Source organism: Pseudomonas fakonensis (assembly GCF_019139895.1).
Taxonomy (GTDB): Bacteria; Pseudomonadota; Gammaproteobacteria; order Pseudomonadales; family Pseudomonadaceae; genus Aquipseudomonas; species Aquipseudomonas fakonensis.
In genome coordinates this window covers 405,943-419,803 of the sequence record NZ_CP077076.1, presented here as the reverse complement: position 1 = coordinate 419,803, position 13,861 = coordinate 405,943, and the positions used below count along the sequence as shown (strand labels likewise).

The 13,861-nt window shown below is 63.8% G+C and carries 11 protein-coding genes; 3 read left to right on the top strand and 8 right to left on the bottom strand.

Annotated elements, in window-relative coordinates:
- Window positions 1-153: 153 nt before the first annotated feature.
- The gene (gene gbca, locus KSS94_RS01805) at window positions 154-1,446 is read left to right on the top strand and encodes a glycine betaine monooxygenase oxygenase subunit (RefSeq protein ID WP_217841405.1); all 1,293 of its coding nucleotides are present in this window, start codon (window positions 154-156) and stop codon (window positions 1,444-1,446) included.
- A 34-nt stretch (window positions 1,447-1,480) separates the two neighbouring features.
- Here the strand turns inward: gbca and KSS94_RS01800 are convergent, their stop codons facing one another.
- The 7 genes from KSS94_RS01800 to KSS94_RS01770 form a co-directional block, all read right to left on the bottom strand.
- Window positions 1,481-2,365: an RHS repeat-associated core domain-containing protein gene (locus KSS94_RS01800; RefSeq protein WP_217841404.1), complete on the bottom strand. Its 885-nt coding sequence runs from the start codon at window positions 2,363-2,365 to the stop codon at window positions 1,481-1,483.
- 808 nt (window positions 2,366-3,173) lie between these two features.
- Window positions 3,174-3,944, bottom strand: a complete 771-nt coding sequence (etfB, locus tag KSS94_RS01795) for an electron transfer flavoprotein subunit beta (RefSeq protein WP_217841403.1) — start codon at window positions 3,942-3,944, stop codon at window positions 3,174-3,176.
- Between the two features lie 10 nt (window positions 3,945-3,954).
- Window positions 3,955-5,187 (bottom strand): electron transfer flavoprotein subunit alpha, encoded by a 1,233-nt coding sequence (etfA, locus tag KSS94_RS01790; protein WP_217841402.1) that lies wholly within the window; start codon window positions 5,185-5,187, stop codon window positions 3,955-3,957.
- Entirely contained in the window at window positions 5,187-7,139 is a 1,953-nt protein-coding gene (dgcB, locus tag KSS94_RS01785; protein WP_217841401.1) for a dimethylglycine demethylation protein DgcB, read from the bottom strand. The genes etfA and dgcB overlap by 1 nt, the downstream gene beginning before the upstream one ends.
- A gap of 176 nt (window positions 7,140-7,315) precedes the next feature.
- Window positions 7,316-9,376 (bottom strand): NADH:flavin oxidoreductase, encoded by a 2,061-nt coding sequence (gene dgcA, locus KSS94_RS01780; RefSeq protein WP_217841400.1) that lies wholly within the window; start codon window positions 9,374-9,376, stop codon window positions 7,316-7,318.
- Window positions 9,377-9,391: 15 nt separating this feature from the next.
- The gene (locus KSS94_RS01775) at window positions 9,392-9,922 is read right to left on the bottom strand and encodes a DUF5943 domain-containing protein (RefSeq protein WP_217841399.1); all 531 of its coding nucleotides are present in this window, start codon (window positions 9,920-9,922) and stop codon (window positions 9,392-9,394) included.
- A gap of 78 nt (window positions 9,923-10,000) precedes the next feature.
- Window positions 10,001-10,978, bottom strand: a complete 978-nt coding sequence (locus tag KSS94_RS01770; RefSeq protein ID WP_217841398.1) for a dipeptidase — start codon at window positions 10,976-10,978, stop codon at window positions 10,001-10,003.
- A gap of 274 nt (window positions 10,979-11,252) precedes the next feature.
- Here KSS94_RS01770 and KSS94_RS01765 point away from each other — a divergent pair, with 274 nt between their 5' ends.
- A complete protein-coding gene (locus KSS94_RS01765) occupies window positions 11,253-11,654 on the top strand; it encodes a lysozyme inhibitor LprI family protein (RefSeq protein WP_217841397.1) in 402 nt (133 codons plus the stop codon).
- A gap of 86 nt (window positions 11,655-11,740) precedes the next feature.
- Here KSS94_RS01765 and KSS94_RS01760 read toward each other — a convergent pair whose 3' ends face one another.
- Window positions 11,741-12,679: a GlxA family transcriptional regulator gene (locus tag KSS94_RS01760; RefSeq protein WP_217841396.1), complete on the bottom strand. Its 939-nt coding sequence runs from the start codon at window positions 12,677-12,679 to the stop codon at window positions 11,741-11,743.
- Between the two features lie 145 nt (window positions 12,680-12,824).
- Between KSS94_RS01760 and choX the strand changes: the two genes are divergently transcribed.
- Window positions 12,825-13,769, top strand: coding sequence for a choline ABC transporter substrate-binding protein (gene choX / locus KSS94_RS01755; RefSeq protein ID WP_217841395.1), 945 nt, complete (start codon window positions 12,825-12,827; stop codon window positions 13,767-13,769).
- The last annotated feature ends 92 nt before the right edge of the window (window positions 13,770-13,861 follow it).

Below are 13,861 nucleotides of genomic sequence, written 5' to 3'. Positions count from 1 at the left end.
TTCGGCCATGTCGCCCATGGATATGGTTCGCGCACGCTTCGAACGCACACTCCTCGGCAAAACAACACGCTGTTTGAAAGCACACAGCCTTGCGGCACCACAACAACGATTAGCCACCTTTTGCCGGCCGCCAACGGCCCCGAGGAATACACGATGGACGTCACCGCAACCCTGAGCCTGGGCGATCCACTGGAACCTGCACGCAAGGCCACCGCCGAGATGCTGCAGACCCGCGAGCGCACCTACTCGCTGCCGCAACCGTTCTACACCGACGAGCGTCTGTTCCAGATCGACATGCAGGAGATCTTCCACAAGGAGTGGCTGATCGCCGGCATGACCTGCGAGATCCCGGCCAAGGGCAACTACATCACCCTGCAGATCGGCAAGAACCCGATCATCGTGATACGCGGTGCCGAAGGTAAGGTGCATGCCTTCCACAACGTCTGCCGCCACCGCGGCTCGCGCCTGTGCGTCAGCGACAAGGGCAAGGTGGCCAAGCTGGTCTGCCACTACCACCAGTGGACGTATGAACTGGACGGCCGCCTGCTGTTCGCCGGTACCGAAATGGGCGCCGACTTCGACATGAAGGAATACGGCCTCAAGCCTGTGCAGGTAAAAGTGGCCGGCGGCTACATCTTCATCAGCCTGGCCGAGAACCCACCGGCCATCGACGAGTTCCTGGCAACCCTTGAGCACTACATGGAACCGTACGACATGGAGAACACCAAGGTGGCGGTGCACACCACCTTGATGGAAAAGGCCAACTGGAAGCTGGTACTGGAGAACAACCGCGAGTGCTACCACTGCTCGGGCTCGCACCCGGAGCTGCTGCAAACCCTGCTGGAATGGGACGACACCAACGACCCGCGCGCCAGCCAGGAATTCAAGGACCACGTGGCCGCCTCGGCCGCCGCCTGGGAAGCCGAGAAAATCCCTTACCTGCACAAGAGCCACGGCCTGCGTAACCGCATCGTGCGCATGCCGCTGCTCAAGGGCACCGTGTCGATGACCATGGACGGCAAGCAGGCCTGCCAGAAGCTGATGGGCCGCATCAAGAACCCGGACCTGGGCTCGATGCGCATCCTGCACCTGCCGCACTCGTGGAACCACTGCATGGGCGACCACATGATCGTGTTCACCGTGTGGCCGATCAGTGCGCAGGAAACCATGGTCACCACCAAGTGGCTGGTGCACAAGGACGCCGTCGAAGGCGTGGACTACGACCCCGAGCGCATGCGCAAGGTGTGGGACGCCACCAACGACCAGGACCGCCGCCTGGCCGAAGAGAACCAGCGCGGGATCAACTCCACTGCTTATCAGCCTGGCCCTTACTCGAAAACCTATGAGTTCGGCGTGGTCAACTTCATCGACTGGTACAGCCAGCGTGTGCTGGAGAACCTTGGGGCGGAGCCGGCGCCGTACCTGAAGGAAGTGAAGGCGCAGTAACTCAATCGGCCCCCTGGCAGCGCAACGCCGCGTGTCAGGGGGACCGCCTGACATCGTTCATCTGGATATCAGCAGGTTGGTTGCGTTCAGCTCTCCAACCCCGCCATCCTTCGGCACCCGCCCTCAAGAAACGCACCACCCCTTGCCCGTGCTCCCAGGCTCGCCTAACTGTGTAGGCCACAGCCTCACTTGCCATCCTGAAGCCGGTGATTTCCAGGAAGGTTCCTGAAACTACGCGGCTTGAAGCAACGCCGGGCTGCCCCATGAGCGCCCAGGTTTCCCGGGCAGCGCTGAAGTTTGATAAGACTCCGCCGGTGATGTTACCCCCGGAGTTGGCGAGACCGAATCCGTTGGCGACCGTGATAAGCGAATCATCCGCCCAACCGTTTTCGAAGCCTTGCAGAAGATTGCCCAGCACCCCCGAAACCCCAGTGGCGGCGAATGCAGTGTTGCCGATCCGGTTCAGTAAAGGTGTCGGTGAAAAAGATGAAGGTTGGCCTTGGGCAACTAGGTGCTCGTGCCGAAGCCTCAAGGCCTCGTTTCTTGCAGTCCTGACGATCGCACCCGTCAATGTGGTCAAGCTGGAAGAAGCGCCTACCACCCTGCGCCAATACTGTGCCCCCGGATCTGTCCGGTTTATCGGGTCCCCACCACAGTAGGCGTACGCATTGACCCCTCCTCGTCCAAAAGGGCTGAGGCTGTCCGTGCTCACGAAGCGCATCAGGTTCGGGTTGTAGTAGCGACGGCCATTGCCCAGCCCGTAGTAACCGGTCAACGGATCGCGATGCTGGCCACAGAATCCTAGCCCAGGGCCAGTCGTGCTATTGGGCGCACCATAAGGCGAATAGGCCCGTGAATGGCCAGCCGTGCCCGTCATTACGGACTGCTGCCGATCGAGTTCGAGTAGAAAATTCGTCATGCCAGCAAATACCTGGGGGTTTTCTGCACCAGCCTATCGCCGCCCGCAACAAGTGGGTACTGACAAAAATATCAGTTGCTCATAATTTGATCAGACACATGCCGACCATGCGCCACAAGGGCTGGCGAGGAATGCGAACACTTTATCCACAAGCAGGCCCACAACGGATGTGTAAAACATCAGGGTCAGGTATTTGACGATCGCTGATCAAAAAACGATCAAAACTCTGCAGGCCCTGTAAACAAAGGCCTACAAGGACTATCCAACACCTTGTCCACAGAGAGACCAACAGTGTTTGTGAACAAGCGCAGCAAGAGGACTGCAGGTGCTGTGGATAAACACCTCATCCCGTTGATTTCACTGATATGAGCAGCCTCGCACGCCGATTTGATCGTTTTTCGAACAAACCGCTACAAGCCTTTCAAACCGTGGCCTGTAGCGATGACCAAACAGATTATCCACAGGGCCGCCAACAGCGAATGTGGGCAAGTGCCGGGGAGTTGAGCGGCAGAGTCGAACAAACGACTGGTCAATAATTGATCGATCGACTGAAGGCTTTGATTCTAAAGGGCTGTAGCGAAGCGCAAACACTTTACCCACAGCTTGGCGAACAGATTTGGTGGGCAAAATGCACGCCCCCTGTAGGAGCGGCCTTGTGCCGCTCCTACACGTAATGCTGTTCACTTAAGAGAAGCGTTGCCTGGGTTGGGGCTGCTTGGCAGCCCATCTCGACCGGACGGCGCCCCGGCAATTCTAAGTGAACAGCATTACGCTCCTACACGGGACCGTGCAGCATCTGGGGCCTTGCTCAGCGCAAAACCCCCTCCTCCACCAGCAGCTTGAGGATCGCCTCGGCGCCTTCCTGCGCCGACACATCCTTGAGCACCTTGCCCCCACCGCCACTGGCCTTGGCCGTGGCCGCCTTCATACGGTCGGCGCCGCTCTTGGCCTTGATCACCTTGAGCCGCTTGGGCCGTGGCCGCGCCGGCTGCAGGGCGTCATCGCCGAGCACCGGGTCATCCACCACCGCCACCTCGTGCGCCGCCAGCACACCGCGTCGCGCCGGGCCAAAAGCGCTCTGGCGCGGCTTGGGCGCGGCGTTATCCACAGTCGCCAGCAACGGCAGGCGTACCTTCAGGCGGCGCCGCTGGCCGCGTGGCAGGGCCTGCAGCACCTGGGCGGTGCCGTTTTCGATCGACTCCACCTCGGCCAGGCCCACCACCAGCGGCCAGCCAAGCTTCTCGGCGAGCAAAAACGGCAGCATGCCCGAGCCCTCACCGGTTTCCGCCTGGCTGCCGGTCAGCACCAGCTGGGCGCCGGCGTCGCGCAAATATTCACCCAACACACCGAGCACATCGGCGCCAGCCGGCTGCTCGAGCACGTCCAGGTGCTCCAGGCCCATGCCCAGGTAGGCGCGCAGCGCCTCTTCATGGGGGTCGCCGGCATGCACCACCTGCAAGTTATCCCCAGCCAGCTGCAAGCCCAGCTCCACGGCGCGCGCGTCCTGCTCGGCGCGGCGGGCGCGGCCGGAGCTTGGGTGGGCACCGACGGAAACCAGGCTGATCACTTTGGTAGTCATGCTTGTGCCCTTATGCCGCGTCGCGCTGGCCGCCGCTGCGGTAGTTGTCCACAGCCTCGATCAGTGCCTTGAGAATCGCCGAGCTGTCGCCAATCACCGACAGGTCGGCCCGCTTGATCATGTCGCAGCCCGGGTCCATGTTGATCGCCACCACCTTGTCGCAGGCGCCGATGCCCTGCAGGTGCTGGATGGCCCCCGAGATACCCACAGCCACGTACACCCGCGCCGTGACCCAGGTACCGGTGGCGCCCACCTGGCGGTTGCGCGGCATGAAGCCGTCGTCCACCGCCACCCGCGAGGCGCCTTCGGTGGCGCCCAGCGCTGCCGTGGCCTGGTGGTACAGCTCCCAATCCTTCACACCGTTGCCGCCCGAGACGATGAACTCGGCCTCGGCCATGGCGATGGCGGCCGGGTCCACGGCCACCGAGCCCAGGTCTTCGATACGCGACAGGCTGCGCGCCACGCCTGTGGACAACTCCACCGGCAAGGCTTCGTGGCGGGTTTCGCTGACCGGCTCCGCACATTCGGCGGCGGCCAGGATCAGCCGCGGCAACTGGCGCTGGATATCCTGCTGGCCGGCACCGGCACGGCCGATACACTGGCCGTCCTTGACCTGCCACACCCGCGTGGCCGGGCGCTCGCCCAGGGCGGCGGCAAAACGCCGGCCCAGTTCGCCGCCACCGGTGCGGCTGTCGGGCAGCAGCCAGTGGCGCGGGGCGAGCTGGTTATCCACAGCCCGCAGGCCCTGGACCAGTTGCTCCGGTGCATAACCCTCGAAAGCCTCGCCCTCGATGACCAGCACCCGGTCGACGCCGGCTGTGGAAAAGTTACTTTCTTTATGTTCGCCAAACACGATGGCCAGCACCGCGCCGTCACTGCCGGCCAGGCTGTGGGCCAGGCCCAGCAGGTCGCGGTCGTGGCTGCCCAGGCGGCCACCGACCATATCCGGTACCACGGCAATGTAAAACGCAGGTTCCGCCACCTGGTGCAGCGGCAGCTGCACTTCGGCAGCGGCGGTGCGCCGGCCGCCAACACCGGTGCCCTGCTGGGCGCCACTGCGGTCGATGCGCTTGAGCCCGGCCGGGCCGGTGAAGCCTGCGGCGATGGCGTGGGGGTTCTTGCGCATCAGCCCGTTAGGGCCCATCCAGCTGGTTTGTTGCGTTTGCATGGCCGCGTGCAGCGGGTGCAGGCGGTTACGGGCGATCCACTCGGCGCGTGGGTCGCGGCGGATGATGTCGCTCATCAGTGCACCTCCGCAGGTTCACGTTTGGCCGGCTGCGACTTGGCGGCGGCCGGGGTTTCGTCTTCGATCAGCACATCGGCCACCAACTCGGCCAGGTCCTTGATCTGCGGGCGCGGTTCGACCACCCCTTCAAGCATGGCAGTGCACTGCGGGCAACCCACGGCAACCAGCTCGGCCTCGGTTTCGCGAATGTCGTCCATGCGCATGTCGGGGATGCGCTGCTTGCCCGGGATGTCGGTGATCGGCGCACCGCCGCCACCGCCGCAGCAGCGCGAGCGGAAGCCCGAGCGTTGCATCTCGCGTACTTCGATCCCCAGGGCCTTGAGCACGTCGCGCGGGGCTTCATACTCACCGTTGTAGCGGCCCAGGTAGCACGGGTCGTGGTAGGTGACGCTGCCGCCCTTGTGCTGGCCAAGGTTGAGCTTGCCTGCTGCGATCAGTTCGGCAATGTAGGTGCTGTGGTGCTGCACCTGGTACTCGCCGCCCAGGGCGCCGTACTCGTTTTTCAGCACATGGAAGCTGTGCGGGTCGCAGGTGACGATGCGCTGGAAGCGGTACTTGGCCAAGGTCTGGATATTGCGCTTGGCCAGTTGCTGGAAGGTCGCTTCATCGCCCAGGCGCCGGGCCACGTCGCCGCTGTCGCGCTCTTCGAGGCCGAGCACGGCAAAGTCCACGCCCGAGGCCTTGAGCACCTTGACGAAGGCGCGCAGGGTGCGTTGGTTGCGCATGTCGAAGGCGCCATCACCCACCCAGAACAGCACCTCGGTGGTTTTCACCTCTGACAGCAGTTTCAGGTTGAGGTCGGCCGCCCAGTTCATCCGCCCGCCCGGGGCGAAGCCGCCGGGGTTGTCGGTGGCGATCAGGTTGTCCAGCACCTCGGCGCCCTTGTTCGGGGTGGCGCCTTTTTCCAGCGTCAGGTGGCGGCGCATGTCGACGATGGCGTCAACGTGCTCGATCATCATCGGGCACTCTTCCACACAGGCGCGGCAGGTGGTGCACGACCACAGGGTTTCGGCGTCCACCAGGCCGTTGACGATTGGCTGGTGCGGGTGGCCGCCGTGCTCGCCCACCGGCTTGCCCGGGTAGGGGCTGCCGGCAAATTTCGCGTCGGTGCCACCGGCAAGGCCAATGACCATGTCCTGAATGAGTTTTTTCGGGTTCAGCGGCTGACCGGCGGCAAAGGCCGGGCACATGGCTTCACATTTGCCGCACTGCACGCAGGCGTCGAAGCCCAGCAGTTGGTTCCAGGTGAAATCCACCGGTTTTTCCACACCCAGCGGTGCGTTGGGGTCTTCGAGGTCCAGCGGCTTGAGGCCGGTGGAACGGCCGCCGCCGAAGCGCTCGGCGCGGCGGTGCCAGGCCAGGTGCAGGGCACCGGCGAAGGCGTGCTTCATCGGCCCGCCCCAGGTCATGCCGAAGAACAGCTCGGACACGCCCCACATGACGCCCAAACCAAGAATACCGACCATCACCCAACCGCCGGTGTCGGCAGGCAGAATGCCGGCCACCGGCAAGGTGGCGATGAAGAAGCTTGCGGCGAACACCAGCAGGCTCTTGGGCAGGCGCATCCACGGGCCCTTGGACAGGCGCGAGGGCGGGTTGAGGCGGCGTTTGAAGACGAACAGCGCGCCGCTGAACATGATCACCGTGGCCACCAGCAGCGCGTAGCCGAGGATCTGGCTGCGCAGGCCGAAGCCATGCACCAGGATCGCCAGCGCGGCCGACAGCACGAAGCCGCCAGCGGTGGCCACGTGGGTCTTGGACATGTACTTGTCGCGCTCGACCACATGGTGCAGGTCTACCAGATAGCGCCGCGGCATGGCCAGCAGGCCGGCCAGCAGGTTGACCTGGCTGGGCCGCCCGCGCCGCCACATGCGCACCCGGCGCGCAGCGCCAAGCACCGCCAGGGCGAGGGCGGCGAACAGCAGGATGGGTAGAAGGGTGTTCAACATGGGAGGCTCCCACAACAGCTGGAATCTAGCGCCACCTAAAGTGCGGCGCGGACCCCTGTAGGAGCGGGCTTGCCCGCGATGGCGTCCGATCAGACAACACAGTTGCTTGAGCTGACGCCATCGCGGGCAAGCCCGCTCCTACAGGGACCGCGCCCGGTGGCGATGACGGTTATCGATCAGAAATCCTTGCACAGGCGCAAGGCGTCGTAGATCGCCGCATGCACGTTGCGCTGGGCCACGCAGTCGCCGATGCGGTACAGCAGGTAGCCCTCGCCCGGCTGGCTGAGGATCGGCTGCGGCTTGATGGCGAACAGCGCCTCCACGTCGATCTGGCCCTTGTTGCGCGAGCCGTCCTTGAGCGCGTAGTACAGCTGCTCGTCAGGCCGCACGCCGTTCTCCACCACCACCTGGTCGACCACCCGCTCTTCCTTGGCGCCGGTGTACTCGTTCTCGAGCACCGCCACCAGCTTGTCGCCCTCGCGGTAGACCTTCTCCAGCATCATGTCGCCGGTCATGATCACTTCTTTCGGGTACATGCTGCGGTAGTAGGTCGGGAAGGTGGTGCCGCCCATGGCCACGCCCGGCTTGATGTCGTCGGTGACGATCTCGACCTGGCTGCCCTTGTCGGCGATGAAGTCGGCCACCGACATGCCGGTGAATTCGCAGATGGTGTCGTACACCAACACGTTCTTGCCCGGCGCAACCTTGCCGTCCAGTACATCCCAGCTGCTGACCACCAGCCCTTCGGCGGCGCCCCAGTGCTCGTTCTGCTCGAGGAACGAATGCCCGCCCACGGCCAGCACGATCACGTCCGGGCGCAAGTCCTGGATGGTCGCCACGTCGGCGGCGGTGCCCAAGCGCAGGTCGACTTTCAGGCGCGCCAGCTCCAGCTGGTACCAGCGGGTGATACCGGCAATCTGGTCACGCTGCGGGGCTTTGGCGGCGATGGTGATCTGCCCGCCAATTTGCTCTTTTTTCTCGAACAGGGTCACGTCGTGGCCACGTTCGGCAGCCACGCGGGCCGCTTCCATGCCGGCAGGGCCTGCGCCAACCACCACCACCTTGCGTTTCACGCCGGTAGTCTTCTCGATGATGTGCGGCACACCCATGTATTCACGGGAGGTGGCGGCGTTCTGGATGCACAGCACATCCAGGCCCTGGTACTGGCGGTCGATGCAGTAGTTGGCACCGACGCACTGCTTGATCTGGTCGATCTGGCCCATTTTGATCTTGGCGATCAGGTGCGGGTCGGCCATGTGCGCGCGGGTCATGCCGACCATGTCGACGTAGCCGCCTTCGAGAATGCGCGTGGCCTGGTTCGGGTCCTTGATGTTCTGCGCGTGCAGCACCGGGACCTTGACCACTTCCTTGATGCCGGCCGCCAGGTGCAGGAACGGCTCCGGCGGGTAGCTCATGTTGGGGATGACGTTGGCCAGGGTGTTGTGGGTGTCGCAACCCGAACCCACCACGCCGATGAAATCGAGCATGCCGGTGGCATCGTAGTAGGCGGCGATCTGCTTCATGTCCTCGTGGCTGAGGCCATCGGGGTGGAACTCGTCACCGCAAATGCGCATGCCTACGCAGAAGTCGTCGCCCACTTCGGCGCGCACGGCTTTCAGCACTTCCATGCCGAACTTCATGCGCCCTTCGAAGCTGCCGCCCCACTCGTCGGTACGCTTGTTGACCCGCGGGCTCCAGAACTGGTCGATCATGTGCTGGTGCACTGCCGACAGCTCGACGCCGTCCAGGCCACCCTCTTTGGCCCGGCGCGCAGCCTGGGCGTAGTTGCCGATGACGCGCCAGATCTCTTCCACCTCGATGGTCTTGCAGGTGGCGCGGTGTACCGGTTCACGGATACCCGACGGCGACATCAGGGTCGGCCAGTTGAAGCCGTCCCAGCGCGAGCGGCGGCCCATGTGGGTAATCTGGATCATGATCTTGGCGCCATGCTTGTGCATGGCGTCGGCCAAATTCTGGAAGTGCGGGATGATGCGGTCGGTGGACAGGTTGACCGATGCCCACCACTCCTGCGGGCTGTCGATGGCCACCACCGACGAGCCGCCGCAGATCGCCAGGCCGATGCCGCCCTTGGCCTTTTCTTCGTAGTACTTCACATAGCGGTCGGTGGTCATGCCGCCGTCGGTGGCATACACCTCGGCGTGCGCGGTGCTGAGCACGCGGTTGCGGATGGTCAGTTTGCCGATCTGAATCGGCTGGAACATTGCTTCGAATGCCATGACGCGGTCTCCGGCTTACAACGGCTTTGTAACGAACAGGCCATCTTCGTGGCCTTCTTCCGACCCGCCGTAGACCTGTTCGGCAACGGTGCGGATCTTGCTGCCGCGGGCAGCGAGAATCTGGTCCATGGCACCGGCGAACCAGCCGGTGAACATGTAGTCGACCTTGCGCCCGCACTTGCCGTACACGTACACGAACGCCGAGTGCTCGAGCTTGACGCTGCAGGTGCCTTTATCCAGGTCGATGTCCTGGATCTTGAACAAGCCCCAGCCGCGCTGGCTGAGGCGCTTCATGTAGTGCTCGAACACCGCCACGCCTTCCAGGCCATGGCACTCGGCTTCTTTTTCACACCAGTGCCAGGCCGACTTGTAGCCCGCCTTGTAGAGGATCTCGGCATAGGCGTCGGCGCCCAGCACTTCCTCGATGCCGATGTGGTTGTTGACGAAGAAATGCCGGGGCACGTACAGCATCGGCAGGGCGTCGCTGGTCCATACGCCGGTTTCGGTATCGACTTCGATTGGCAATTGCGGGGCGATCTTGGCCATGGAAACTCAACTCCAGAAAATTTTTGTATTTGGATGCCCCGGCGTTGCTGGCAGGGGCTTTCAGGCTTGGAGAGCGGCTTATTCGCCCCACACATCCTTGAGGACGTTCACCCAGTTCTCGCCCATGATCTTGCGCACCACACGCTCGGAATGGCCGCGCTTGAGCAAGGTTTCGGTGAGGTTGGGGAATTCGCCGACGGTGCGAATGCCCAGCGGGTTGATGATCTTGCCGAAGTTGGTCAGGCGACGGGCGTAACCCTTGTCGTGGGTCAGGTACTCGAAGAAGTCCTGGCCGTGGCCCTGGGTGAAGTCGGTACCGATACCGATGGCGTCTTCACCGACGATGTTCATGGTGTACTCGATGGCCTCGGCGTAGTCGTCGATAGTCGAGTCGATGCCCTTGGCCAAAAACGGCGCGAACATGGTCACGCCAACGAAGCCGCCGTGGTCGGCGATGAATTTGAGCTCTTCATCGGACTTGTTGCGCGGGTGTTCTTTGAGGCCCGAGGGCAGGCAGTGCGAGTAGCACACCGGCTTTTTCGATTCGAGGATGACTTCCTCGGAAGTCTTGGAGCCCACATGCGAGAGGTCGCACATGATGCCGACGCGGTTCATTTCGGCGACGATCTCGCGGCCGAAGCCCGACAGCCCGCCGTCACGCTCGTAGCAGCCGGTGCCCACCAGGTTCTGGGTGTTGTAGCACATCTGCACGATGCCCACGCCCAACTGCTTGAACACGTCTACATAGGCGATCTGGTCTTCGAACGCGTGGGCGTTCTGGAAGCCGAAGAGGATGCCGGTCTTGCCCAGCTCCTTGGCCTTGCGAATGTCGGCGGTGGTGCGCACCGGCATTACCAGGTCGGCGTTGTCGCGGATCAGCTTCTGGCTGGCGGCGATGTTGTCGACGGTGGCCTTGAAGCCCTCCCACACCGACACCGTGCAGTTGGCCGCGGTCAGCCCGCCCTTGCGCATGTCCTCGAACAGCTCGCGGTTCCATTTGGCAATGATCAGGCCGTCGATGACGATGCTGTCGGCGTGAAGTTCGGCTGGGCTCATCAGGCTGTCCCCTTTTATTGAAGTTTGCGGGCGCCGGGCCGTGTGCCCGTGCTTTGGGGCCAGCATATGCCTGTGCTCCATGGCGCCCCGATGCAAAAACGACAGGGGGTTTGCCGAAAGCGTCAAGGGCCGACAGGGCACGCTCTGGCACGCCGCTCACAGATGAGATTCAGTCTCGACAAGGGCTTCATGAACATTTCGTCAGGGAGCTATCGCGCAGGCGTTGGCTGAGCGAGAATCCCTGCGATTCGTCAGCCTGTTCAGGAGAAAACGGATGAAATCAATGGCATGGCTGGTGTTGCTGGCCGCGGCATGCGGGGCCCACGCCGCCGAGGAAGAGAGCACGCCCTGCGACAACGTCGAGAGCGATCAGCAGGGCTACGCCTGCGCCGCCTATAACAAGCAGGCAGCCGAGCGTGGCCTGAAGGACGCGTATGACGATCTGATCCAGCGCATCCGCGACCAGTACGCCGACGAAAGCGACAAGGCCAACGCGCTGGCCGGGCGCATGGAGGCAGCTGAAAAGCTGTGGACGCAACTGCGCGATGCCGACTGCAAGGTCGAGACCTATGCCGAAAAGCCTGGCAGCAAGGCCTTCGAAGCGGCGTGGAATACCTGCGTGGCGCAGCGCAGTGATGAACGGTCGGAATATCTGCAAGGTATCGGGCAGCAGTGATTGCCTGTACCGGCCCTATCGCCGGCAAGCCGGCTCCTACACTGTAACCCTGTAGGAGCCGGCTTGCCGGCGATAGGGCCCTCAGCTTATGACGCCAATCGGTCTTCCCGCGGGCAGCGCTCGAACCGCGCCCGGTAACACCGGGTAAAGTACGACGCCGACTCGAACCCGCACGCCACCCCCACCTCCAGCACCCCCATGTCGGTCTGGCGCAACAACTGCCGGGCCTTGTCCAGGCGCAGGCGCAAGTAAAAGCCGCTGGGCGTGTCGTCCAGGTGCAGGCGGAACAACCGCTCCAACTGGCGCCGGGTCACCTGTACCGCGTCGGCCAGCACCTGCGTATTCAGCGGCAGCTCGGTGTTGCGCTCCATCTCGCCGATCACCTTCACCAGCTTCTTGTTGCGCAGCCCGTAGCGGCTGGCGATCTGCATGCGCTGGTGGTCCTGGCGCGGGCGGATGCGCCCCAGCACGAACTGTTCGGACACCTGCACCGCCAGCTCGCTGCCGTGGGCCTGGGCGATCAGGTCGAGCATCAGGTCGATGGATGCGGTACCGCCGGCACAGGTGATGCGCCGGCGGTCGATTTCGAACAGTTCTTGCGTGGCCTGCAAGCGCGGGTAGCGCTCCTTGAACGCCTCCAGCGCCTCCCAATGCAAGGTCGCGCGGTGGCCATCGAGCAGGCCGGCCTCGGCCAGCAGCATGGCGCCAGTGTCGATGCCGCCCAGCACCACGTTGTCATGATCCAGCCGACGCAGCGCCTGCTGCAACGCCGCCCCGTAGCAGGCCAGCGGCTCGAAGCCGGCCACCACCAGCAGCATCTGCGCCCCGCCAGCCTCGGCCAGCGCGCCATCGGCGTTCACCGACATGCCGTTGCTGGCCAGTACCGCGCCGCCGTCCAGGCTCAGCACCTGCCAGCGGTACAGCGCTGCGCGAAAGCGGTTGGCTACCCGCAGCGGTTCCAGGGCACTGATGAAGCCCATCGCCGAGAAGCCCGGCAACAACAGAAAGTGAATGGTTTGCGGCATCGCCTGCTCCACGTGAAGGTGGTCGCCATAGTGCAATTGTTGGTCGCCAGGGTGCGATTTTCTACCCCGGCGCCAGCGTAGCGTATCTACACGGTCCGCAAGAGGCCGCCCCTATAACAATACGTACTGCCGATGGAGAGCCACCATGCATCGCTTTGTCCGCCGCAGCCTGTTATCCCTCGCCCTCAGCTCCACCCTGGCCACCCCGCTGTTCGCCGCCGAACCCGCTGCCTGCAAGGACGTGCGCCTGGGTGTGGTCAACTGGACCGACGTCATCGCCACCAGCGCCATGGCCCAGGTGCTGCTCGACGGGCTGGGCTACCAGACCAAGCAGACCAGTGCCTCGCAGCAGATCATCTTCGCCGGCATTCGCGACAAGCGCCTGGACATGTTCCTGGGTTACTGGAACCCGATCATGACCCAGACCATCACGCCGTTCGTCGATGCCCAGCAGGTGAAGGTGCTGGACAAACCCAGCCTGGAAGACGCCCGCGCCACCCTGGCGGTGCCCAAGTACCTGTACGACAAGGGTCTGAAAACCTTCGCCGACATTCACAAGTTCCAGAAGGAACTGGGCGGCAAGATCTACGGTATCGAGCCAGGCTCGGGCGCCAACACCCAGATCAAGGCGATGATCAGCAACAACCAGTTCGACCTGGGCAAGTTCCAGCTGGTCGAATCCAGCGAGGCCGGCATGCTCGCCGCCGTGGACCGCGCGGTACGGCGCAAGGAGGCCGTGGTGTTCTTCGGCTGGGCGCCGCACCCGATGAACGTGAACATCGACATGGCCTACCTGGGTGACAGCCAGGACGCCCTGGGCCCGGACGAGGGCCGCGCCACGGTGTGGACGGTGACCGCCCCGGACTACGCCCAGCGCTGCCCCAACGCCCACCGCCTGCTGGCCAACCTCAGCTTCAGCGCCGAGGACGAGAGCCGCATGATGCAGCCGCTACTCGACCACAAGGACGCCCTGGAATCCGCCCGCCAGTGGCTTAAGGACCACCCCGAAGACAAAGCCCGCTGGCTGGAGGGGGTGACCACCTTCGACGGCAAGCCGGCTGCGGACAACCTCAAGCTCACCGCCAACTGACAGGGCCTCATCGCCTGTAGGAGCGGCCTTGTGTCGCGAAAGGGCTGCGCCAGCAGCCCCGGGATTTGTGCGCGCTGCTGAAAACGCGGGGC

What these genes read in the sequence shown, in the direction of transcription:
- gbca (WP_217841405.1), top strand. Translation starts at nt 154, where the DNA reads ATGGACGTCACCGCAACCCTGAGCCTGGGCGATCCACTGGAACCTGCA.
- KSS94_RS01800 (WP_217841404.1), bottom strand. Translation starts at nt 2,365, where the DNA reads ATGACGAATTTTCTACTCGAACTCGATCGGCAGCAGTCCGTAATGACG.
- etfB (WP_217841403.1), bottom strand. Translation starts at nt 3,944, where the DNA reads ATGACTACCAAAGTGATCAGCCTGGTTTCCGTCGGTGCCCACCCAAGC.
- etfA (WP_217841402.1), bottom strand. Translation starts at nt 5,187, where the DNA reads ATGAGCGACATCATCCGCCGCGACCCACGCGCCGAGTGGATCGCCCGT.
- dgcB (WP_217841401.1), bottom strand. Translation starts at nt 7,139, where the DNA reads ATGTTGAACACCCTTCTACCCATCCTGCTGTTCGCCGCCCTCGCCCTG.
- dgcA (WP_217841400.1), bottom strand. Translation starts at nt 9,376, where the DNA reads ATGGCATTCGAAGCAATGTTCCAGCCGATTCAGATCGGCAAACTGACC.
- KSS94_RS01775 (WP_217841399.1), bottom strand. Translation starts at nt 9,922, where the DNA reads ATGGCCAAGATCGCCCCGCAATTGCCAATCGAAGTCGATACCGAAACC.
- KSS94_RS01770 (WP_217841398.1), bottom strand. Translation starts at nt 10,978, where the DNA reads ATGAGCCCAGCCGAACTTCACGCCGACAGCATCGTCATCGACGGCCTG.
- KSS94_RS01765 (WP_217841397.1), top strand. Translation starts at nt 11,253, where the DNA reads ATGAAATCAATGGCATGGCTGGTGTTGCTGGCCGCGGCATGCGGGGCC.
- KSS94_RS01760 (WP_217841396.1), bottom strand. Translation starts at nt 12,679, where the DNA reads ATGCCGCAAACCATTCACTTTCTGTTGTTGCCGGGCTTCTCGGCGATG.
- choX (WP_217841395.1), top strand. Translation starts at nt 12,825, where the DNA reads ATGCATCGCTTTGTCCGCCGCAGCCTGTTATCCCTCGCCCTCAGCTCC.